This window comes from Fredinandcohnia onubensis, assembly GCF_002734215.1.
Classification (GTDB): domain Bacteria; phylum Bacillota; class Bacilli; order Bacillales; family Bacillaceae_L; genus Ferdinandcohnia; species Ferdinandcohnia onubensis.
The window spans coordinates 82,965-105,805 of sequence record NZ_NSEB01000001.1 but is presented as its reverse complement, the minus strand read 5'-3'; the positions used below and the strand labels follow the sequence as shown (position 1 = coordinate 105,805).

27 protein-coding genes are annotated in these 22,841 nt (G+C 38.1%); 24 read left to right on the top strand and 3 right to left on the bottom strand.

Annotated features, from left to right (window positions below; genetic code table 11):
• Positions 1–613: 613 nt before the first annotated feature.
• A complete protein-coding gene (locus CKK03_RS00520; RefSeq protein WP_142353988.1) occupies positions 614–1,450 on the bottom strand; it encodes a hypothetical protein in 837 nt (278 codons plus the stop codon).
• A gap of 77 nt (positions 1,451–1,527) precedes the next feature.
• Positions 1,528–1,929 carry a rhodanese-like domain-containing protein gene (locus CKK03_RS00515; RefSeq protein WP_099360685.1) on the bottom strand — a complete coding sequence of 134 codons (402 nt, stop codon included), beginning with the start codon at positions 1,927–1,929 and terminating at the stop codon, positions 1,528–1,530.
• A 124-nt stretch (positions 1,930–2,053) separates the two neighbouring features.
• Here CKK03_RS00515 and lipM point away from each other — a divergent pair, with 124 nt between their 5' ends.
• The 3 genes from lipM to CKK03_RS00500 all read left to right on the top strand — a co-directional run bounded on the left by lipM (position 2,054) and on the right by CKK03_RS00500 (position 6,802).
• The gene (gene lipM, locus CKK03_RS00510) at positions 2,054–2,890 is read left to right on the top strand and encodes an octanoyltransferase LipM (RefSeq protein WP_099360684.1); all 837 of its coding nucleotides are present in this window, start codon (positions 2,054–2,056) and stop codon (positions 2,888–2,890) included.
• A 343-nt stretch (positions 2,891–3,233) separates the two neighbouring features.
• The gene (locus CKK03_RS00505; RefSeq protein ID WP_099360683.1) at positions 3,234–5,795 is read left to right on the top strand and encodes a vitamin B12-dependent ribonucleotide reductase; all 2,562 of its coding nucleotides are present in this window, start codon (positions 3,234–3,236) and stop codon (positions 5,793–5,795) included.
• Positions 5,796–5,917: 122 nt separating this feature from the next.
• On the top strand, positions 5,918–6,802 hold the full coding sequence (locus CKK03_RS00500) for a patatin-like phospholipase family protein (RefSeq protein WP_099360682.1): 885 nt from the start codon (positions 5,918–5,920) through the stop codon (positions 6,800–6,802).
• Positions 6,803–6,865: 63 nt separating this feature from the next.
• Here CKK03_RS00500 and CKK03_RS00495 read toward each other — a convergent pair whose 3' ends face one another.
• Positions 6,866–7,273: an SA1362 family protein gene (locus CKK03_RS00495; protein WP_099360681.1), complete on the bottom strand. Its 408-nt coding sequence runs from the start codon at positions 7,271–7,273 to the stop codon at positions 6,866–6,868.
• 301 nt (positions 7,274–7,574) lie between these two features.
• Here CKK03_RS00495 and CKK03_RS00490 point away from each other — a divergent pair, with 301 nt between their 5' ends.
• The 21 genes from CKK03_RS00490 to CKK03_RS00390 all read left to right on the top strand — a co-directional run bounded on the left by CKK03_RS00490 (position 7,575) and on the right by CKK03_RS00390 (position 22,839).
• The gene (locus CKK03_RS00490) at positions 7,575–8,096 is read left to right on the top strand and encodes a YqhR family membrane protein (protein ID WP_099360680.1); all 522 of its coding nucleotides are present in this window, start codon (positions 7,575–7,577) and stop codon (positions 8,094–8,096) included.
• Between the two features lie 69 nt (positions 8,097–8,165).
• Complete coding sequence (gene aroQ, locus CKK03_RS00485) at positions 8,166–8,615, top strand: type II 3-dehydroquinate dehydratase (protein WP_099360679.1); 450 nt, start codon at positions 8,166–8,168, stop codon at positions 8,613–8,615.
• Positions 8,608–9,669 carry a M24 family metallopeptidase gene (locus CKK03_RS00480; RefSeq protein WP_099360678.1) on the top strand — a complete coding sequence of 354 codons (1,062 nt, stop codon included), beginning with the start codon at positions 8,608–8,610 and terminating at the stop codon, positions 9,667–9,669. Before aroQ ends, CKK03_RS00480 begins: the two co-directional genes overlap by 8 nt.
• 42 nt (positions 9,670–9,711) lie before the next feature.
• Entirely contained in the window at positions 9,712–10,269 is a 558-nt protein-coding gene (efp, locus tag CKK03_RS00475) for an elongation factor P (protein ID WP_099351860.1), read from the top strand.
• 181 nt (positions 10,270–10,450) lie between these two features.
• Entirely contained in the window at positions 10,451–10,732 is a 282-nt protein-coding gene (locus CKK03_RS00470) for a YqhV family protein (RefSeq protein ID WP_099360677.1), read from the top strand.
• Between the two features lie 79 nt (positions 10,733–10,811).
• Positions 10,812–11,735 carry a stage III sporulation protein AA gene (gene spoIIIAA / locus CKK03_RS00465; protein WP_099360676.1) on the top strand — a complete coding sequence of 308 codons (924 nt, stop codon included), beginning with the start codon at positions 10,812–10,814 and terminating at the stop codon, positions 11,733–11,735.
• A complete protein-coding gene (spoIIIAB, locus tag CKK03_RS00460) occupies positions 11,736–12,251 on the top strand; it encodes a stage III sporulation protein SpoIIIAB (protein ID WP_099360675.1) in 516 nt (171 codons plus the stop codon).
• 15 nt (positions 12,252–12,266) lie between these two features.
• Positions 12,267–12,473, top strand: a complete 207-nt coding sequence (spoIIIAC, locus tag CKK03_RS00455; protein WP_010284588.1) for a stage III sporulation protein AC — start codon at positions 12,267–12,269, stop codon at positions 12,471–12,473.
• A gap of 14 nt (positions 12,474–12,487) precedes the next feature.
• On the top strand, positions 12,488–12,877 hold the full coding sequence (gene spoIIIAD, locus CKK03_RS00450; RefSeq protein WP_099351856.1) for a stage III sporulation protein AD: 390 nt from the start codon (positions 12,488–12,490) through the stop codon (positions 12,875–12,877).
• A gap of 45 nt (positions 12,878–12,922) precedes the next feature.
• Positions 12,923–14,119 (top strand): stage III sporulation protein AE, encoded by a 1,197-nt coding sequence (spoIIIAE, locus tag CKK03_RS00445; RefSeq protein ID WP_099360691.1) that lies wholly within the window; start codon positions 12,923–12,925, stop codon positions 14,117–14,119.
• Positions 14,120–14,131: 12 nt separating this feature from the next.
• A complete protein-coding gene (spoIIIAF, locus tag CKK03_RS00440; RefSeq protein WP_245863936.1) occupies positions 14,132–14,794 on the top strand; it encodes a stage III sporulation protein AF in 663 nt (220 codons plus the stop codon).
• A complete protein-coding gene (gene spoIIIAG, locus CKK03_RS00435) occupies positions 14,795–15,466 on the top strand; it encodes a stage III sporulation protein AG (RefSeq protein ID WP_099360674.1) in 672 nt (223 codons plus the stop codon).
• Position 15,467: 1 nt separating this feature from the next.
• Positions 15,468–16,070 carry a SpoIIIAH-like family protein gene (locus CKK03_RS00430; protein ID WP_099360673.1) on the top strand — a complete coding sequence of 201 codons (603 nt, stop codon included), beginning with the start codon at positions 15,468–15,470 and terminating at the stop codon, positions 16,068–16,070.
• Positions 16,071–16,298: 228 nt separating this feature from the next.
• Entirely contained in the window at positions 16,299–16,805 is a 507-nt protein-coding gene (accB, locus tag CKK03_RS00425; RefSeq protein ID WP_099360672.1) for an acetyl-CoA carboxylase biotin carboxyl carrier protein, read from the top strand.
• Positions 16,806–16,838: 33 nt separating this feature from the next.
• Entirely contained in the window at positions 16,839–18,188 is a 1,350-nt protein-coding gene (accC, locus tag CKK03_RS00420) for an acetyl-CoA carboxylase biotin carboxylase subunit (protein WP_099360671.1), read from the top strand.
• Between the two features lie 273 nt (positions 18,189–18,461).
• Entirely contained in the window at positions 18,462–18,872 is a 411-nt protein-coding gene (locus CKK03_RS00415) for an Asp23/Gls24 family envelope stress response protein (RefSeq protein ID WP_099360670.1), read from the top strand.
• A 164-nt stretch (positions 18,873–19,036) separates the two neighbouring features.
• Positions 19,037–19,429, top strand: a complete 393-nt coding sequence (gene nusB / locus CKK03_RS00410; RefSeq protein WP_099360669.1) for a transcription antitermination factor NusB — start codon at positions 19,037–19,039, stop codon at positions 19,427–19,429.
• Positions 19,430–19,483: 54 nt separating this feature from the next.
• Complete coding sequence (gene folD, locus CKK03_RS00405) at positions 19,484–20,350, top strand: bifunctional methylenetetrahydrofolate dehydrogenase/methenyltetrahydrofolate cyclohydrolase FolD (protein WP_099360668.1); 867 nt, start codon at positions 19,484–19,486, stop codon at positions 20,348–20,350.
• A gap of 12 nt (positions 20,351–20,362) precedes the next feature.
• Positions 20,363–21,709, top strand: coding sequence for an exodeoxyribonuclease VII large subunit (gene xseA / locus CKK03_RS00400; RefSeq protein ID WP_099360667.1), 1,347 nt, complete (start codon positions 20,363–20,365; stop codon positions 21,707–21,709).
• Positions 21,710–21,943, top strand: a complete 234-nt coding sequence (locus CKK03_RS00395) for an exodeoxyribonuclease VII small subunit (RefSeq protein ID WP_099360666.1) — start codon at positions 21,710–21,712, stop codon at positions 21,941–21,943.
• A gap of 2 nt (positions 21,944–21,945) precedes the next feature.
• Entirely contained in the window at positions 21,946–22,839 is an 894-nt protein-coding gene (locus tag CKK03_RS00390) for a polyprenyl synthetase family protein (protein WP_099360665.1), read from the top strand.
• Positions 22,840–22,841 lie beyond the last annotated feature (2 nt).

Here is a 22,841-nt window from a genome sequence, read left to right as displayed (position 1 = left end):
GTAGGACGTCGCTAGGCAACTAAGAGATCAACCGTTATGGTTGGTCTTTTTTGTTGCATTTGAAAAAATAATAAGTGCCTAAACGGTATATCATCATAACGAGAAACGATAAGTGCTATACCGCAAAGAGCCTAAATGGTATAGCATTATATCGAGAAACGATAAGTGCTATACCGCAAATGGCCTAAACGGTATATCATCATATCGAGAAACGATAAATGCTATACCGCAAAGAGCCTAAACGGTATATTGTCATAACGAGAAACGATAAATGCTATACCGCAAACAGCTTAAACGGTATATCGTTATAATGAGAAACGATAAATGCTATACCGCAAAGAGCCTAAACGGTATATTGTCATAACGAGAAACGATAAGTGCTATACCGCAAAGAGCCTAAACGGTATAGCATCATAACGAGAAACGATAAATGCTATACCGCAAACAGCTTAAACGGTATATCGTCAGATCGAAAAACGATAAATGGTATTCCGAAAGTCTCTAATCGTATAAACATTTCACCTTGAAACATGATCAATATGTAACAAACACTCTTTCGATAGATTACCTCATTAATATTTCTTCCCAATTACTCATTTAACGCTTCTTTGTCTTAATTAGAGACCAGCAAAGCCCCTAAAAAGGGTAAAAGTAGTGCCGCAGTCCAGAGTGGCGGGAAGTACTTTCTCGATTTTTTAACTTTCTTTGACGGCAGACTGAATTTGTATATGCTTTTATATAAACAATTCATTACTGCAAATATCATAGTGGTGCCAATAATACTGTATAAAAGTGAAACCATGTAATATTCGACTTTTGTATTTGCAAAAGGAAGTCTTGTTAGTAAAGTTGTCAAGAACAGTGACACTACTCCAATCCATAACAAGGCGCCAAAATTTTTTAGCAATAACTTAGGTGATTTTACAATTGCATCCCTAATAGTTGTATCTTCTAATACAACTATGTATGGAGTTAAAGAGAATAAAAGTAAGACTAAAATACCTATTATTGCTAATGGCCAAAAAGTATGAGTTAGTAGAAAAATTATGCTACTAACTAGGAGCTCAATTATCGAAAATAGTATCATTCTTTTAAAATAGTAGGGTGCAATTTTTAATATTGAATATGTATTATCAGGTCCCTCTAAAAAGCATTTCATGGATCCAAGATACATGCTGAGTGCGTAGCTTTTTATAAATAGTATTACTATTGTGGCTATACTAGTTAATAGCCAGTTGTTTGTATATGGTCCATATATAGAAAGAATTTCATTATTTACTAGTGGAATCCCGTAGGGGAATTGGGAATCAAAATGATAAAAAGAAAAGGCAGTAAAACCAAAGTAGATGCCTAAGGCTCCAATGAATGTTTGAATCACGTTAACGATAAGTGGGATGATGACTAATCTTGGGTGGTAGATGGTATGGTAAAGCCCTTTCGAAATGTTCAAAGTATCACCTCGAGTTATATCTTTCCATAGTTTATTATACACAAGACATGAAAAAACCTACTCCAAAATGGAATAGGTTATTTTTTCTTTATTTTACCTGACCACTTTTTAAAGCCACCTTGTAGTTGGTAAAGCTCTTTGTACCCTTTTCTACGAAGCAATTGGGCTGCACGACCACTACGAACCGTGTTTTGGCAGTACAAGTAGACTGGCTTATCAGGTCTGATTTCTGTTAAACGTTGTTTCATTTGGGATAATGGTATATTACGTGCGCCTAGAATATGACCTCCGTCAAATTCGTTTGGTTCACGTACATCGATTAGTTGTGCTTTACGATATCCTTCACGGAACTGTTCTTCAGTTAAAACAGTTACTATTTTACGCTGATAGAAGAATGTAAAAATACCGTATGCGATTATTGCACCTAAAACAATTAAAAGTATTTCCAAAATCAATCTACTCCTTTTTCTATCTCTCATTTTCTATTATATTCGTGTGACTTAAAAGAATCAAAGGAATTCTCTGGAGTATTTGATTTTGAATTTCAATTTTGTTCTGATAGACTAAGGGAGGTTCATAATTTTTGATTAAAGAGGGTTTATTATGGGAAAAGAGGTATGGAGATTTATTGATTCAGGCAATTGTTCGCCTGAGTTTAATATGGCTTTAGATGAAGCATTGCTTGATTGGAACAGTGAGGGTAAAATTCCTCCAACCATTCGTTTTTATGGCTGGAATCCACCGACTCTTTCAATTGGTTACTTTCAAAAAGTAGAAAGAGAAATCGATTTAGAAGCCGTTAAAAAATATGGCCTAGGATTTGTTCGTCGACCGACTGGTGGTAGAGGGGTACTACATGATCAAGAGTTAACTTATAGTGTAATTGTATCGGAGGAGCATCCTGAAATGCCTCACACGGTAACGGAAGCTTATCGTGTCATTTCAGAAGGAATTTTACAGGGGTTTCTAAAGTTGGGTCTTGATGCATATTTTGCAGTTCCAAAAACGGCCGAAGAACGAGAAGGCTTAAAAAATCCACGTTCTGCAGTTTGTTTCGATGCACCTTCTTGGTACGAGCTTGTTGTTGAAGGAAGAAAGGTAGCTGGGAGTGCTCAAACGCGACAGAAGGGTGTAATTCTTCAGCACGGATCAATCCTACTAGATATAGATGAGGATAAATTATTTGACCTATTTAAATATCCGAGTGAGCGTATAAAGGAAAGAATGCAGCGGAATTTTAAAAATAAAGCAGTGGCTATCAATTCATTAAGGGAGAACCCAGTTACGATTGATGAAGCCAAACAGGCATTTAAAGAAGGATTTGAGGATGGACTAAATATAGTACTTGAACCTTATCAATTGACGGATGAAGAATTGGATTATGTTCATGAAATTGCAAAAAAACGCTATAAATCAGATGAATGGAATTATAAACGATAACGACTTTTTTTAGTCGTTTTTTACTTGGCTAAAAGACCTATCCTTGGTATTATTAGGTTTGTTCTTTTAAGGGAAAAATCAACCGACAAAATTCTTCAAAAAAGATGAAATAATTTAGTTTACCTAGTTTTTCCTCTGTTTTACTGTATATCTTATACTATTTTCAGTTTGACAAAAAAGATTTTATTTATCTAAAAAATCAATATGTAGTGGTGTCGAAAATTATTTTAACACTATATATTGATTTTTGTATTGTCTTTCAAATCGATATATGATACTTTAATTTTATCATATAAAAAATAAACATTATGTAGATTAATAGATTTAAAAGGGAGATGTGGGAATGACTGTTGTGCTAGAAAAAATGAATATGAATGTTGAAAGGCTGAACCAGGATATACGCCTTTTTCCTCAAGTCCATCCAATTACGGAGGATATGAAGATTACCCACAAGGGCGTATCAAGGCTCGTAATGCTTGACCGGTATACGTTTAAGGATACTGAGAAGATTACTCTTGCAGAAGGTGACTTTGTTGTTCTAACGATCAAGGAGGATCCAAAGTTTCCAGCTCGTGGTCTAGGTTTCATCATTAACATTGATTGGGAACAGAAGACAGCGCAGGTGCTTGTAGACGGAGAGTATCGTGGTGTGTTGGACAAGCCTGAAGAAATCGAAACAGGTATTGTTAATCGTTCACTTGATGTTATTGAGAAACCGCTCGAAATCTTCTATGAGCAAATTGCAAAAAGAAATGCCACTGGTTTGGCTGCAGTAGAGAAAACGGAGGAGAAGCGCAAGCAATGGTTTGAAAAGTTCTATCAAGAGCTTGTAAATCTAAACTTCATTCCAGCTGGACGTGTTCTTTACGGAGCAGGTGCGGATACTGATGTTACGTACTTTAACTGTTACGTAATGCCTTATGTACAGGATTCTCGTGAAGGTATCTCTGAGCACCGTAAACAGGTTATGGAAATAATGAGCCGAGGTGGTGGAGTTGGAACAAACGGTTCTACACTACGTCCACGTAACGCACTAGCACGCGGTGTAAACGGTAAGTCGTCTGGTTCCGTTTCATGGCTTGATGACATTGCGAAACTTACACATCTAGTTGAGCAAGGGGGTTCGCGCAGGGGCGCTCAAATGATCATGCTTCAATCTGATCACCCTGATATTATTGAATTCATCATTTCGAAGATGCAAAATCCAAGAATTCTTCGTTATCTAATGGAAAATACACAAGATGAAACAATTAAAAAATATGCTCAAGAAAAGTTAAAATTCACTCCATTTACGGAACAGGAAATTCAAATGTACCAAGGAATCGTAAATTACAAGCAAATTCCTGGTTACGGTGGTTTTAGTGAAAAAATCATTAAAGATGCGGAACAAAAAATAGTTACTGGTGGAACTTACAGTGTTCATAATCCAGAGTTCTTAACTGGTGCAAACATCTCAGTTTGTATTACTAAAGACTTTATGCAAGCTGTTGAAGAAGATGGGTTATATGAACTTAAATTCCCGGATGTTGAAAGCTACAATGAAGAAGAAATGAAAATCTACAATGAAGAATGGCACAAGGTTGGGGACGTACGTGAGTGGGAGAAACTTGGCCACAAAGTACGTGTATACCGTAAGATCAAAGCAAGAGATCTTTGGAACCTAATCAATATCTGCGCAACCTATGCTGCAGAACCAGGAATTTTCTTCATCGATAATGCAAACGACATGACAAATGCACAAAGCTATGGTCAAAAAGTTGTTGCAACAAATCCGTGTGGCGAGCAACCCCTCGCACCATATTCAGTATGTAACCTTGCAGCGGTTAACTTAGCTGAAATGGTTGATAAAGAAACAAAGACTGTTAACTTTGAAAAACTAAAGCAAACTGTTGAAGTTGGAGTAAGAATGCAGGATAACGTAATCGATGCGACTCCATACTTCTTAGAAGCGAATAAAAAGCAAGCACTAGGTGAGCGCCGTGTTGGTCTTGGGGTTATGGGATTACACGATTTACTGATCTATTGTGAAACTGAATATGGTTCAGAAGAAGGAAATAAGTTAGTTGACGAAGTGTTCGAAACAATTGCAACAACTGCTTATCGCGCATCAATTGAACTTGCAAAAGAAAAAGGCAGCTTCCCATTCTTAGAAGGTAATTCACCGGAAGATGGCAATCGTATCAGAGAAGCTTTAATTAATACTGGATACATGCAAAAGATGCCTGAAGATATTAAAGAAGGAATTAAACAATACGGAATTCGTAACTCACACTTACTAACCGTTGCTCCTACGGGCAGCACAGGGACAATGGTTGGCGTTTCAACAGGTTTAGAACCTTACTTCTCATTCTCTTATTTTAGAAGTGGACGTTTAGGTAAGTTTATAGAAGTTAAAGCGGATATCGTTCAAGAATATTTAGATAAACACCCAGAAGCAGATCCTAACAACCTACCTAACTGGTTTGTTTCTGCAATGGAACTTTCACCAGAAGCACATGCAGATGTACAATGTGTCATCCAACGTTGGATTGACAGCTCAATCAGTAAAACTGTTAACGCACCAAAAGGCTACACTGTATCTCAAGTAGAAGGTGTATATGAGCGCCTCTACAAAGGTGGAGCAAAAGGTGGTACAGTATACGTAGATGGAAGCCGTGATGCTCAAGTTCTTACGCTTAAGGCGGAAGAAAACACATTTGAAGAAGCTGAAGTTACAACTGAAGAAGAAAAGCCAAAAAATCGTGTGGTCCTAATGGACACTGTCATTGATTTACGTCAAACGGACGTTACAATCGGTTCTGAAGTAGGCGACACTTGTCCGGTTTGCCGTCAAGGTACGGTAGAAGACCTCGGTGGATGTAACACATGTACAAACTGTAATGCACAACTTAAATGCGGATTGTAATCAAACGCTAAAGAGAGAATCCTGTACGGATTCCCTCTTTTTTTATATTCAAAAAAACACGCGTACTAAATCCCAAGCTATCCGATTAAAAATGTATAAAGGGATTGATTGGGAGGGGTACGATGTTTATTGATGGCGTTTTTTCAGGTGGGGGCATTAAAGGCTTTGCGCTAATAGGGGCTTATCAAGCAATCGAAGCAAAAGGGTTTAGATTTAAAAGATTGGCAGGTACCAGCGCAGGGTCCTTAATTGCTGCTCTAATAGCTGCTGGTTACACAAGCGATGAAATTATCAATCTCATGGAAGAGTTAGACCTCAGCGATTTTTTAGATGAACGCAAGACCCCGTTGAACACAGCTTTAACAAAGTGGCTACTCCTATATTGGCGCCTCGGTTTATACAAAGGCGATATGTTGGAAAAATGGATATATCAAAAGCTTCTTGCAAAGGGTGTAGTTACCTTTCAAAACCTCCCTCCCGGATCATTAAGAATTATTGCGTCAGACTTAACAAATGGAAGAATCATGGTATTACCCGACGATTTAGAGCGCTATGGCATTCACCCTCAAACTTTTCCGGTGGCAAAAGCAGTTCGGATGAGTTGTAGTCTTCCATACTTCTTTGAGCCCGTGCGATTAAAAGATTATAAAGGAAACACTATCGTTGTCGATGGAGGAGTACTCTCTAATTTTCCCATATGGCTTTTTGATGAGGAAATGAAGCTGAAAAAACGCCCAGTCATTGGAATTAGGCTTAGTGGGAATAATCAGCAGCAAAAGCAAAATAAAATTCATAATGCGATTGATATGTTTGGAGCTCTTTTTGAAACAATGAAGAATGCACACGATGCACGTTATATCTCGCGTAGACACGAAAAAAATATTATTTTTATCCCAGTTGAAAGTGGATTAACAACTGAATTTGGAGTAACAGGTGAAAAAAAGCAAGAGCTTATTCAACTTGGGAAACAACGTACAGAAGCCTTTTTACGAACTTGGGGTTATTAAATAAAACAAGAGAAGAATCCAGCGTATAAAAAAACTTTATCCAGCTTATGTGCTGAATAAAGTTTAAAATAATGCTCGATTCTTCTTTTTGCCCTTTTTACCTTCAATAACAGTTAGGTGTGTCGTATTCGTTTTTCGCTTTTTATGAATAGACGCTACATTCGATCGTTTTGCCGCGCTGGTCGTAGGTTTTTTATTCCCCATTCCCATAGTCCGTGACTTCCTCTGACTTCCTGTTTTGAAACGTTTCCTAGATTGCTTTGCTGCGCGTAAATAAGCGGAATTTTCTTTTCCTCCCATTCGTCGACTAATCACAAATTTATATAGTAGATAGATTATACCTACGAAAAGGAAAATCATGCCTGCTTGCACGAGTAATGAACCTGGACGAGTGAAAAGGGTGTAGACAAATCCAAGTGCTCCTAATCCTAGTAAAATAATGACGACTATATTTGATTTACGACGATTCATGAGATACACCTCCTGAAAGCTATACTTATATTGTATTATGAAACCATGTCATTGTTGCCCGTATATTTCAGTAAATTGATCGATACATGAAAAAATAGTAAGTACTTATTCTTATATATATTCTACAAGATAAGCTAATAAACCTCTATGTTAAAAGCATCAATTATTTGAATTTTATTTTTTATTCAAACTAACATTTACTATTCTACCCAGTAATTACCACGGATACACATTTTTCCGCGAATCTTTTAAAATAGATTAAAAAAGTTCTGGACATACTACCGAATGGAGGTGTTGACCTATGGTAGATGCTGAAAAAAAGAATCCAGAACTTGAACAAAACAAAAAAAACGGAGACATGTCTTTAATGGCTAAAGTTGTAGTAATTGGTTTGTTTGGGGGGATATTTTGGAGTCTATTGTCGTACTTAACGTATATTTTTAATTTTACGGAACTTAGCCCAAATCTTATCCTCAAACCATGGATTCTTGGAGATTGGAAAAACCGTGTGTTAGGTCAGTTTATTGGGATTTTTATGATTGGTATTATATCAATCGGTGTAGCACTTTTATATTATGCTTTATTAAAAAAGTTTCAGTCCATTTGGGTTGGTGCTGCATTTGGCATTGCCTTATGGCTTATTGTGTTTTATGTGTTTAATCCGATCTTTCCTGATATTAAAACTGTTGGGGAATTAGAACGTAATACAGTTATTACTACAATATGCTTTTATATCCTATATGGTGTCTTTATTGGTTACTCGATTTCATTTGAAGAAAATGAAATGAGGGCTGAAAGGCGTGTCGTCGCTACAAATGAGTAGGTAAATTAGGGTAAGATATGGTAGAATGTTCTTGTTCGAACATTCTATTTTTTAAAGGGAGATTTATATATGAAGAAAATACTCCTTATTAATGGACCTAATTTAAATCGACTTGGCAAAAGGGAGCCGCATATTTATGGGAGTCTCACGCTAGCCGATGTAGAGAAAGACCTAACTGAGTTTGCACAAAACAAGAATGTGGAGCTGGATTGCTTCCAATCGAATTACGAGGGTGCGATTATTGATGCTATCCATAATGCCGAAGGAGAATACGATGGAATCGTAATGAATCCAGCGGCTTTTACGCATTATAGCTATGCGATTCGCGATGCAATTGCTGGCGTTACTGTACCTGTGGTGGAGATACATATATCGAATATTCATACTCGTGAGGAATTTCGACACACATCAGTCATCGCTCCTGTTACAATTGGGCAAATTGTCGGAGTAGGTGTATACGGCTACAAACTTGCGTTATTAGCAATGATAGACCATTTAGGGGGAAAGCTAGATGAGTAAATTAGAAAAGCTACGTGAAAGTTTTTCAGGTTTTGGAATTGATGGCTTATTAGTTACGAATAGTTATAACAGACGTTACATAACTAATTTTACAGGTACCGCAGGAGTTGCCCTTATTTCAGAACAGAAGGCAGTTTTTATTACAGACTTTCGTTATGTCGAGCAGGCCAGTGAACAGGTGAAGGAATTTGAAATTGTTCAACATTCAGGACCTATCATCGAAGAGGTTGCTAAACAGGCTGAAAAAATGGGAATTAAAAAGCTTGGGTTTGAACAAGATGATCTTTCTTATGCAACTTTTACTGCATATGATAAAGAGGTTCAAGCAGAACTTGTTCCTGTTTCAGGAGTGATTGAAAAGTTACGCTTGATTAAGACGGATTCAGAGATTAAGATATTAAAGGAAGCAGCGGAGATAGCTGACGCCGCCTTTACTCATATTTTAGATGTGATTCGCCCTGGTATTACTGAAATTGAGGTTTCTACTGAGTTAGAATTTTTTATGAGAAAACAAGGAGCGACTTCATCTTCATTTGACACAATCGTTGCATCAGGTTACCGCTCAGCATTACCACATGGGGTAGCCAGTGATAAAGTGATTGAAAAAGGTGATTTTGTAACCCTTGATTTTGGTGCATATTATAAAGGATATTGCTCAGATATCACACGTACCGTCGCTGTAGGGAATCCTAGCGATGAACTGAAAGACATTTATGATGTTGTTTTAGAAGCTCAGCTTCGTGGTATGGCCGGTATTAAGGCCGGCATCACAGGAATAGAAGCCGATGCCTTAACTCGTGATTATATTACGGAAAAGGGCTATGGTGAATATTTTGGTCATTCAACTGGACATGGTCTTGGTATGGAGGTTCATGAACAGCCATCATTATCATTCCGATCTGACAATGTATTAGAACCAGGAATGATTGTAACCTGTGAACCAGGTATTTACATAGCAGGTCTAGGTGGTGTGAGAATTGAGGACGATGTAGTTGTCAAAAAAGACGGCAATGAATCACTAACATTCTCTAAGAAAGAGTTAATTATTTTATAGACAAAAAAGGTTTGTCGCAATTGAATTAGGAGGAAATAGTATATGATTTCAGTTAACGATTTTCGTACAGGTTTGACAATTGAAGTGGACGGTGGAATCTGGAGAGTAATGGATTTCCAACACGTTAAACCAGGAAAAGGAGCAGCATTTGTACGCTCTAAGTTACGTAACCTTCGTACAGGTGCCGTTCAAGAGAAAACATTCCGTGCCGGCGAAAAAGTAGCAAAAGCACAAATCGAAAACCGCAGAATGCAATATCTGTATGCTAACGGTGATTCACATGTATTCATGGACAATGAGTCTTACGAGCAAATTGAGCTACCAGCATCTGCTATCGAGTATGAATTAAAATATTTAAAAGAAAACATGGAAGTACACATCATGATGTTCCAAAGCGAAACATTAGGTGTTGAGCTGCCAAACACAGTTGAGCTTAAGGTTACTGAAACAGAACCTGGCATCAAAGGGGATACAGCCTCTGGTGGTACAAAGCCAGCAACTCTTGAAACAGGTTTAATCGTTCAAGTTCCTTTCTTCATTAATGAAGGCGATGTGTTAATCATTAACACAACTGAAGGTTCATACGTATCACGTGCATAATTAATATTGAGATTGATTGGGGACCCATCTTTTTAGATGGGTTCTTTTTTTATGTTCGGGGGGCTGCAGTAGATAGACCACAATAACACCACCACCAAACCTACCCATAAAAATTCCTCTTCTGAAAATGATTGAACAAGCATAGGTTGTACAAAAGAAATTTAATTGGGTGGGGACAACAATGAAACGAATATTTTCGATGTTTGATTCAAGTGTTTTGACGATGGCGGGTCTGCGAATTTTATCTGGATGCTTAGAAATAACGGCGGCCATTTTAATGCTGGTTTTTAATGATGTGAAAAAAGCGTTAGCGGTTAATGCAACGCTAGCCATTGTGGGGCCGCTTATTCTTATCGCGACTATGTCAATTGGGCTGATTGGTTTGGCTGATCAGCTATCGTATTCGAAGCTGCTCTTTATAGGACTTGGCGTTGCCTTTATTTTGTATGGGATCTTCAAATAGAAATCGATTGAGTAGTAGGCATATTGTGTCCAAGCCTGCATACATTGAATTATGAGAGATTATGTGAGGAGTTTACTAGATGAAAGAAATAATTGATGTGCTACCAAAACCAATCGCAAGCCTAATAAACAAGTATCCTCCAGAACGCATAGAAAAAATGGAAGAAATCCGAATAAGAGTGGCTCGACCTCTTGAAATCATTGAGAATGGGATCCCTATTTTTCATAATTATTCCGTTACAGGTGAAGATGCCGTTCAGCTCCTGAACAAACTTGGTCAATATTCGATTTATACACTTGAAGAAGAGTTGAAGCGGGGCTATGTTACCATCCAAGGTGGACATCGAGTGGGACTAGCTGGAAAAGTAATCACGGAGAATGGAAATGTCAAAGCGATTCGAGATGTGACTTCCTTTAACATTCGGATTGCAAAGCAAAAAATTGGAGTTGCAGCTCCACTTGCACCTTATCTCTATGATTCCTATTGGAAAAACACCATCATCATTGGTCCACCGCAAACTGGTAAAACCACTTTACTGAGGGATCTTGCAAGGATGATTAGTACAGGAATCGAATCCAGACACATTCCAGCACTAAAGGTCGGAATCGTAGATGAGCGTTCTGAGATCGCCGGCTGTGTTAAAGGAGTTCCTCAAGCTTCATTGGGGCCTAGAGTCGATGTCCTAGATGCTTGTCCAAAGGCTGAGGGGATGATGATGATGATCAGGTCAATGAGTCCTGACGTATTAATTGTTGATGAAATTGGTAGGGAGGAAGACAGTCAAGCGATTATGGAAGCAGTTAATGCTGGGGTAAGTTTGATTGTGACTGCACACGGACATCAAATTTCCGACCTCACGAAACGACCATCATTACAGAAGATTATTGAAGCAGGAGTAATAGAGAGATTTGTAGAGTTATCACGCACAAAGGGGCCAGGAACCGTAAAATCCATCTTAGGTCCTACTGGAAAGCATCTTTTACCAAAAGTGAGCGTGACGTAGATGATAAAAATTTTAGGAGCCATATTCATTCTTCTTGCAACCACTTGGGCAGGGTTTGAAGCAGCACGACGCTTAAGTGAACGACCTCGTCAGCTAAGGATGTTAAAAACAGCCTTACAATCACTGGATGCAGAAATTATGTACGGCCATGTACCCTTAATTGATGTTGCAACCCATCTCTCACGGCAAATTCCGAAGCCTGTTTCTTACTTTTTTGAAGACTTTGCCAAACGACTTCAAACAGGAGAGGTAAGTGTCAAGATAGCTTGGGATGAAAGCCTAAAAGAGGTTTCCAAATTGACTGCCTTTCATCGAGGAGAAATTGAGATTCTCCAACAGTTTGGAGAAACGCTTGGACAGCATGATCGAACTTCACAACAGAAGCACATAAAACTTGCTATAACCCATCTTGAACGTGAAGAAAGTGATGCGAAAGATAGACAAATGCGTTACGAAAAAATGGTGAAAAGCCTGGGCTTTTTGTCTGGTTTATTAGTAGTCATTTTATTGATTTAGGGGGAGAAGAAGCGAATGGGAGTGGATGTAAATATTATATTTCAAATAGCCGGTGTAGGAATTGTGGTTGCCTTTCTCCATACAATCCTAGATCAGATGGGTAAAAAGGAATATGCCCAGTGGGTTACATTGTTGGGCTTCATATATATCCTGTTTATGGTTGCAACAATCGTTGAGGATCTATTTAAAAAGATAAAAGCCGTATTCCTCTTTCAGGGGTAAGGAGGGGATGAGCGATTGAGATTATACAAATCGTTGGATTAGGTTTAATTGGAACCTTTCTGGCACTCATTGTAAAAGAACAAAAACCTACCTTTGCCTTTTTACTTGTCGTATTTATCGGCTGTGTGATTTTTCTATTTTTAGTAGGGGAAATTGCAGATATCATTCGCATGCTTGAGAAAGTTGCGATTAACGCAAATGTGAACACCGTATATGTGGAAACCATTCTCAAAATCATTGGAATAGCCTACATCGCTGAATTTGGCGCACAGATTACAAAAGATGCAGGCCAAGGGTCACTAGCCTCAAAGATTGAACTCGGAGGAAAAATTCTAATTTTAGCACTAGCTATACCAATTTTAACAGTATTAATAGAAACAATCATTGGACTTATTCCTAGTTAAATCGATTGAAATTGAAACCAAGGTTTTCAGGGGGGGTGGTTGGCATTGACCGGTAGTAAAACCTTATCTATTCTAGCTCTATTTCTTTTCTTTTTTTCTTTACCACATATTGTACAAGCCTCACCCTTGCAGCAAGACATCATCGAAAACCAAATTCATGAACAGGTTGAGGAACAACTAGAAACCCTTGGCATCGACGAAATAAAACAATTTTGGGATGAAATTGTTACGGATTATGGAGGTTATTTACCTGAAAGCCAAAAGGGTAGTTTACTAGAATTCATTCAGGGCGAGAAGGAGCTTTCATTGAAGGAATGGATGCTAGGACTCGTCAAGTTCGTGTTCCATGAATTGATTGCAAATGGAAAACTTCTTAGCACACTAATCATGCTTACGATCTTTAGTATGTTTTTACAAACATTGCAAAATTCATTTGAGAAGAGTGCAGTTAGTAAAGTTGCTTATGCAATTGTTTACATGGTGTTAATCATCATTGCTCTAAATAGCTTCAGGGTTGCCATCATGTACACAGAGGAAGCTATCGAGACGATGATCAATTTTATACTTGCACTTGTTCCATTACTGCTTGCGTTAGTGGCATCATCAGGTGGAATTGCATCAGCAGCATTTTTCCACCCACTGATCTTATTTTTAATGAATACCAGCGGGCTTTTGATTCAATATATCGTTTTACCTTTGTTGTTTATGTCAGCCTTACTAAGCATTGTGAGTACGTTAAGTGAACATTACAAGGTAACGCAGCTTGCCCAGTTACTACGAAATGTGAGTATTGGCATCATCGGGGTTTTCCTGACAATTTTCTTAGGTGTTATCTCAGTGCAGGGAACGACAACGGCGGTTGCAGATGGAATAACAATCAGGACCGCAAAATTTATTACCGGAAATTTTATTCCGGTCATTGGCCGGATGTTTACGGATGCAACCGATACTGTGATCAGCGCATCGGTCATTCTAAAAAATACAGTTGGTATCTTCGGGGTCGTTATTCTCCTGCTAATTGCAGCATTCCCTGCGATTAAGGTGCTGTCCTTAGCCATTATATATAAACTTGCAGCTGCACTTCTGCAACCACTTGGCGGTGGCCCGGTCATTGCTTGTTTAGATATCATTAGTAAAAGTGTCGTATATATCTTTGCAGCATTAGCGATCGTGTCACTTATGTTTTTCCTAAGTATCACGGTTATTATTGCAGCTGGAAACCTGACATTGATGGTGAGATAAAAGGCCAAGGAGGTGAGGACACTGAGTTTTATTGCCGAATGGATTACGAATATTATTTTATTCATTTTACTCGCGACAATTGTGGACATGCTTCTGCCGAGTTCAAGTATGCAAAAATACGTAAAAATGGTAACAGGGCTTTTATTAATCCTAATTATCTTAACTCCTCTGTTCTCACTTTTTAAATCTGATTTGGACCAGGCCTTGTTAAATATGAATTTAAAACCAGTTCAAAGTGAAAAAAATCTAGAAAATTTAATAGATTTGAAGAAAAAAGAAATACAAGCCTCACAACGTGCATATATTTTAGAAACAATGGCTGTCCAATTGGAATCTGAAGTGGAAGAGGAGTTGGTGCAAAACGAATATGATTTAACTGTTCAAAAAGTAAATGTATCCCTTTCAAGTGCAGCAGACAGTAAAGAGATTATTACTTTGGATGAAATGTTGGATGACATTCAGTCAATTGAGGTGGTGCTATCAAAAGAGACAGCCGAACCTGATGATGTAGCAGTAGTAAAAACAGTTGAGATTGATACCTCCAAACAGAATGAGCCAGTGTATAAAAAAGTAGATCAAAACAATGTTAATGCAATCACAAAAACATTAGCTTCCAGATGGGAAATTGACTCCGAAAAAATTGTAGTCACTGTGGAAGGGGGGAAAGAGTCGTAGATGGATAAGGACAAAGGAATCTTGAACAAAATCAAAGGAATGTTCTCCGGGTCCAAGGATGATCCGCCAGATAAAAAGGGAAATAAGAAAAACCAATATTTCTTACTTTTATTAGCAGTTGGGATAGCCTTTATGATAATTAGTAATCTATTTTCAGATGACAAACCAACATCATCTGTTATGCCAACTACTTCCTCAGAAGTAAGTGCAAAGGATGAGCCAACTTTTGGAGGACAGAAAGATGAACTAACAACAGCAATTGCAAAATATGAGGATCGATATGAAAACGAGCTCAAAGAAGCACTTGAAGCAATTGCTGGGGTAGAGGATGTCATTGTTTCAGTAAGTGTAGATGCTACTGAATCAAAAATACTTGAAAAAAACACCGTAACCCAAAGTCAAATTACAAATGAGGAAGACAGGGACGGTGGAAAAAGACAAGTTGAGGATATTACAAAAGATGAACAAGTTGTCATCATCCGCAGCGGGGATTCTGAAACACCAATCGTCTTGAAGATTGAAAAGCCTGAAATACGAAGTGTTTTAATCGTTGCTAAAGGTGTTGAGAATGCAAAAATAAAACAAATGGTAGTAGAGGCTGTTACAAAAGGTTTTGATGTACCAAATCACAAGGTAGCAGTTGTACCAAGGAAAACGAAGGGGGATTCATAAAATGTTATTGAAAAAACAAACTGTATGGTTATTAACAATGTTAAGTCTAGTAGTAGTGTTATCAGTCTATTATATTACGACTCCTGAAAACAATCCTAACGATGTTGCGATGGAGCAGGATGAACAGAAGGATAATGAAAAAGAAAATGAAAATGTCGAAACATCTACTGAAAATAAAGACGGTGCAAGTGTAACTGTTGAGGAAGATGAAGATGGTAATGTGATTTCTTCTGTTTCTAGTGATGACATGTTTGCTGCATTACGCTTAGAAATTGATGAGCACCGCAGTAAAATAAGAAGCAATTTAGAAGCACAAGCGGCTTCAACAGAACTAACAGCAGATCAAAAGCTTAAAGCATACGATGAGTTAAAGAAACTAGAAGATATTGAATCAAAAGAAAAGATTATCGAGATGCTTATCAAAGGAAATAACTACGAGGATGCTTTAGTTCGCGTAGAAGGTGACAAGATTAAGATTACAGTTAAATCTAAGGAAAGCTCAAAGCAACAAGCTAATGAGATTCTACGACTTGTTCGCAGTGAGTTAGGCGAACTGCAAAATGTTGCAGTAGAGTTTGAATTAACTGGTGAAAAAGAAAAATAAAAGGTAAAAGAAAGTACGGCTAAAATGCTGTACTTTCTTTTCTTTTTGGTAAAATAGATGAGAAGATGGGAAATTAATGATAACGTTTTCGTGAAAAAATCTCCGTAATATATTGAAAAGAGGGTTTTAAGTATCGTATCATGTTAGTATGTGGTACTAATACTAGCAATAAAATGTTGACACCAATTTATAGTTTTATATTCGAGTTAATCACAAGGAGTGTAATGGATGTTTAAAATTCAAGAATTACGTGAACTTATTAAGTTAGTTGATCATTCAAATATTGACGAGTTTACTTTTGAGAGTGAAGGCTCAAAAATTAAAATGAAGAAAAGTAAAGAAACAACTGTACAAACCATTGTAGAAAGCAAGGTACAAGCACAGCCGGTTGCTCCGGTTGTTACTGAAGTAGCTCAGCCTGCCGCACAAGCACAACCTGTACAACCGCAGGCACAGCCAGCTGAACCTGTTACAGCAGCATCTGCAGTTGATGAAAACCTCCATAAAATTGTTTCACCGATGGTTGGTACTTTCTATGCATCTCCATCTCCAGATGCAGGTGCATATGTACAAAAAGGTGATAAAGTTAAAGAAGATTCAGTCGTTTGTATCGTCGAAGCAATGAAGCTATTTAACGAAATCGAAGCAGAAGTAAATGGAGAAATCGTTGAAATATTGGTTGAGAATGGTCAGCTTGTGGAGTATGGTCAACCATTATTCCTAGTAAAAGCATAGTATGATTGTTCAAATAAGTAAGGAGCGACCCTCATGTTAAAAAAAATACTAATAGCAAACCGTGGTGAAATTGCGGTTCGTATAATTCGTGCCTGTAAAGAGCTCGGAATTGAAACGGTAGCTGTTTTCTCTGAGGCGGACCGGGAATCTCTTCACGTTCAACTGGCAGATGAGGCCTATTGTATTGGTCCGAAATCTTCAAAGGATAGCTATTTAAATTTTACAAATATTATTAGCGTTGCAAAGCTTACTGAAAGTGAAGGGATTCACCCAGGTTATGGGTTCTTAGCCGAGAATGCAGACTTTGCAGAGCTTTGTCGTGAAGTAAATCTAACTTTCATTGGTCCAAGCCCTGAAGCCATTAATAAAATGGGTACAAAGGATGTTGCCCGTGAAACGATGAGAGTAGCAGGTGTACCGATTGTGCCTGGTTCACAAGGAATTATTAAAGATACAGGTGAAGCAATCGCGCTGGCAAATGATATGGGTTACCCAGTCATTATTAAAGCGACTGCTGGTGGAGGCGGAAAAGGAATCCGTGTTGCGAAGGATGAAGAGGAACTTATTAAAGGAATCAACATCACTCAACAGGAGGCTGCTACTGCTTTTGGAAATCCTGGTGTATATATTGAGAAATATATTCAAGATTTCCGCCACGTTGAGATTCAAGTAATGGCCGACAACCACGGAAATGTGATACATTTAGGAGAGAGAGATTGCTCCATTCAACGACGTTTACAAAAGCTAGTTGAGGAAACTCCATCTCCTGCTCTAAGTGAGGCTACAAGACAAAAAATGGGTGATGCTGCCGTTAAAGCAGCAAAAGCTGTTGACTACTCAGGTGCTGGTACAATTGAATTTATTTATGACCATGTCAATGATCAATTCTATTTCATGGAAATGAATACAAGAATTCAAGTCGAGCATCCCGTTACTGAGATGGTGACAGGTGTAGACTTAATTAAAGAACAAATTCGTGTTGCATCAGGAAAAGAGCTTTCACTCACTCAAAGTGATGTAACATTTAATGGTTGGGCCATTGAATGCCGAATCAATGCAGAGAACCCAGAGAAGAATTTTATGCCTTCGCCAGGCAAAATTGAAATGTATTTGCCACCTGGTGGTCTAGGTGTAAGGGTAGATTCTGCTGCATATCCTGGCTATTCAATACCTCCATATTATGATTCGATGATTGCGAAGCTCATTACATATGGGGCAACTCGGGAAGAAGCAGTCGCAAGAATGAAGCGTGCTCTAAGTGAATTTGTAATTGAGGGTGTACACACTACAATTCCTTTCCACCTGAAGCTTATGAATCATGAAAAATTTGTAGGTGGAGACTTCAACACAAAATTTCTTGAATTATATGAGGTTATGAAGTAGTACGATCAAATACGCATTGACGGCGTATTTGCGCCCGATTTTTTTAGGCCCACACGAGGTGGGTCACAAAGACGTTGCCACAGGACGTGGCGTTCCTAGTCTTTGATCCTACGCTCGAAAAATTACCTTTGAAAAATCGTGGCATCCGCCGAAGGCTTAACTTTATTCAGATGGGATTTGAACCTCCATCTGAATTGATTACTAATGCAGTATTGAACCACCACATATAGAAGTGATGGGCTGAATAAAGTTAAATATAGGAGGTGCTTGCTGATGGCAGCGGAAACGAATATTTTAGAAATGGATCAAGGCAGTAACGGTCTGGGTAAGGTTGAAATTGCCCCAGAAGTAATTGAAGTTATTGCAGGAATTGCTTCTTCAGAAGTTGAAGGAGTCGCACAAATGAGAGGGAACTTTGCTTCTGGAGTGGTTGAGAAACTTGGAAAGAAGAACCATGGAAAAGGTGTTAAAGTTGAGCTAACAGAAACCGGAATTATTGTGGATGTGTACTGTGTAATGAACTTTGGCGTTTCTATTCCGAATGTTGCTCGTCAAATTCAAGACAATGTACGCCAGGCTTTATTGAATATGACAGCTTTAGATGCGAATGAGGTAAACATCCATGTTGTTGGTGTATTATTTGAAACGCAAAAACCTGAAGTCGAAGTAGAAGAAGAGATGTAGGCAATAGTTAGTCTGATGGCAAACGCTATCAGACTTTTTTATTTTTACCTTACAATAAAGAGTTGGTTTTTATTTTAAAATTATTTTATGATATTATCATGTTATTAGTATGTAACTGATAGTGGGACAAAAGTTTTACTATATATAAAGGAGAAATAAATCGTATGAAAAGACGTACAGCACGACAAAAGGCTTTGCAATCGTTATTCCAAGTTGATGTAAGCCAGAGTGACCCAAATGAAGCGATTGAGAGTGTACTTGAAGAAGAGACTTCAGATCCTTTCCTAGAACAGATTGTACATGGAGTTATCAAACATAAAGAAGAAATTGATTCTTTATTGCGAGAGCATCTAGAAAAATGGAATCTTGAAAGACTTGCAAATGTAGACCGTTCGATTTTACGCATTGCTGTCTATGAAATGAAATATATAGAGGAGATTCCTGTTAAGGTAAGTATTGATGAGGCAATTGAACTTGCTAAAGAATTTGGTGATGATAGCTCGAGTCGTTTTATTAATGCTATTCTATCGAAAATAAAAGATACATTAGTAAAGTAGAGTATCGCTGTAGTCCATAAAAGAATTCAATGTACATAAGGGAGAGTTGGAAAAATGTCGGCAGAGATTATAAGTGGGAAAGAATTAGCACAAACAAAGCGTAATGAAATTACAGAAGAGGTAAAGAATTTATCACAAGACGGTATTGTTCCTGGATTAGCTGTATTATTGGTTGGTAATGACCCAGCTTCAAGATCCTATGTAAAAGGAAAGGATAAAGCATGTAAGGAAACTGGCATTTACTCCTTGATGCTAGAATATCCAGATACCATTACGGAAGAATTTTTACTTAGTGAAATTGACCGCTTAAACCAGGATCCTTCTATCCATGGTATTCTTGTTCAGTTACCATTACCAAATACGATTAATGAAACGGCAGTTATCGAAAGAATTTCACCAGAAAAAGATGTGGACGGTTTTCATCCGATTAACATTGGTCGCATGATGACTGGACAAGATTCTTTCTTACCATGTACACCTTTTGGAATTATTGAAATGGTAAAATCTAAACAAATATCAATCGAAGGTAAGCACGTCGTGGTTGTTGGCAGAAGTAATATTGTCGGAAAACCAGTTGGACAACTCTTCCTTAAAGAGAATGCTACAGTAACGTATTGTCATTCTAGGACTAAAAATTTAAAAGAGATGACCCTTCAGGCAGATATTTTAGTCGCTGCTGTCGGAAAGGCGAATTTTATTCCTGGAGATTATATTAAAGAAGGTGCAGTTGTGATTGATGTTGGTGTAAACCGCCTTGAATTAACTGGTAAGCTTGTTGGTGACGTTGTTTTTGACGAAGCAAAAGAGAAAGCAAGCTACCTTACACCGGTACCAGGTGGAGTTGGTCCTATGACGATTACAATGCTTCTTCATAATACGGTTCAGTCTGCAAAAAATTTCGCCCTTCTTTCTAGGAAGTAGGGATTAGTAGGAATGGAACAAAATCGATATCTAACCGTAACTGCATTAACAAAATATATTAAACGTAAATTTGATGCGGACCCTCATCTTCAGGATATTTGGGTGAAGGGAGAAATCTCGAATTTTAAGGCGCATAGTCGTGGACATATGTATTTTACAATAAAGGATCAATCAGCACGAATTCAAGCTGTGATGTTTGCTGGCTACAACCGAGATTTAAAATTCACTCCTGAAAATGGGATGAAAGTTTTGCTTCGCGGCGAGGTTACAGTATTTGAATCAAATGGAAACTATCAGATCTATGTAAAAGAAATGCAGCCAGACGGGATAGGAAATTTATACTTAGCCTACGAGGAAATGAAAAAACGTCTTGAAGCAGAAGGACTTTTCTCGCAAAACTTTAAAAAGCCAATTCCTAAGATACCACATTATATTGGGATTGTTACATCACCAACAGGAGCTGCGATTCGCGATATAATTACAACAATTAGACGTAGATATCCAATCGCAAAAGTTATTGTCTTTCCTGCCCTTGTCCAAGGGGTGAATGCGGGGCCATCAGTCGTTAAAGCCATCGAAAAAGCGAATGAATTTGGAAAAATTGATGTGTTAATTGTTGGCCGTGGTGGTGGCTCAATTGAGGAACTTTGGGCATTTAATGAAGAAATCGTGGCAAGAGCGATTTTTCAGTCGAAGGTGCCCATTATTTCTGCAGTAGGACATGAGACAGATATTACGATCGCTGATTTTGTGGCAGATTTACGTGCACCTACACCAACAGGAGCAGCTGAATTAGCTGTGCCACATATGGCCGAGCTGTCAGAACGCTTACTTGTTAGACATACACGTCTACTCCGTGCTATGAAAGAAAAACTCGTACGTGATTCAAAACGCTTAGATACATTGAAAAAATCCTATGCTTTTCGTTTTCCGAAGAATCTTTATGATCAGAAGCAACAACAGCTGGATCGCGTGGTAGACCGTTTAGAAAGAGAAGGGGCTATGGTAATATCTCGTAAGCAAGAAGCATTTCAAAAGCTTAGTTTACGTTTGCAGCATAACCATCCTAGTGAAAAGCTAATTCGTGCCAAACAAAAGCAGGATCTTAATACAAAGATGCTTTTAAGAGAATTTACACAAATTTTGAAACAAAAGCAATTTGCTTTTTCGTCCCAAGTATCGAAGCTAGAGGCACTTAGTCCGTTAAAAATCATGGATCGTGGGTATAGCCTTGTATATGATCAGGAAGAACATTTAGTGAAAAGTGTACAGCAAGTTGAACAGGGGAATAAAATCAAGGTTAAGCTGTCGGATGGTCATCTTGACTGTGAAGTAATTGAAATAGAGGAGAGACAATAGATGAGTGAAGAAATGGTATTATCCTTTGAGGAAGCAATGGAGAAACTCGAGCAAATTGTCGGGCATCTTGAAGAAGGAGATGTCCCTTTAGAAAAAGCAATCACTTATTTCCAAGAAGGCATGAAGCTATCAAAGCTTTGTCATGACAAGCTCCAACATGTTGAGAAGCAAATGGAGCAAATTTTACGTGAAGACGGTGAACTAGAACCGTTTTCGATTCAGGAGGAAGAATGAACATGAATCCAACTGAGATAACACAATTTTTAGATATACAAAAAAATAATATTGAAGAACAGCTTCCAAAGTATATTTCTAGCTTATCCGCCCCAAAAATAATAAAGGAAGCGATGCACTACTCTCTTGAAGCGGGTGGGAAACGGATCCGCCCTTTATTACTCCTTGGTACACTTCGTTCTTTTGGAAAAGATGAAGTAATCGGATTACCGACTGCGTGTGCTATTGAAATGATTCACACGTATTCCCTTATTCATGATGACTTACCAAGCATGGATGATGATGATCTTCGTAGGGGAAAACCTACCAATCATAAGGTGTTTGGAGAGGCAGTAGCAATCTTAGCAGGTGATGCACTATTGACATATAGCTTTCAGGTAATTACTGAATCCATTAGCCCTGAATTATCCCCTGAAAAAAAGCTGTTGCTTGTTACTGAATTAGCAAAGGCCTCTGGTCCGGAAGGTATGGTTGGAGGACAGGTGGCGGATATGGAAGGCGAAGGTAAAGTCTTGAACCTGGATGAATTAGAATACATTCACCGCCATAAAACAGGAAAATTATTAGCATATAGTGTGATTGCAGGAGCGATTCTTGCAGATGCTACTAGTGAACAGCTTGATAAGCTTACACAATTTGCGCATCATTTAGGTTTAGCCTTTCAAATTCGAGATGATATTTTAGATATTGAAGGTACAGAAGTTAAACTAGGGAAACCGGTCGGCAGTGATACTGGTAATCATAAGAATACGTATCCTGCATTATTAACTCTTGAGGGTGCAAAGGAGAAACTAACCTTTCATGTAGATGAAGCAAGGCGGTTTTTATATAGTGTTGATATGAAACATGATATACTAGACTATATGTGTAATCTAATCGCATCCAGAGATCATTAAAA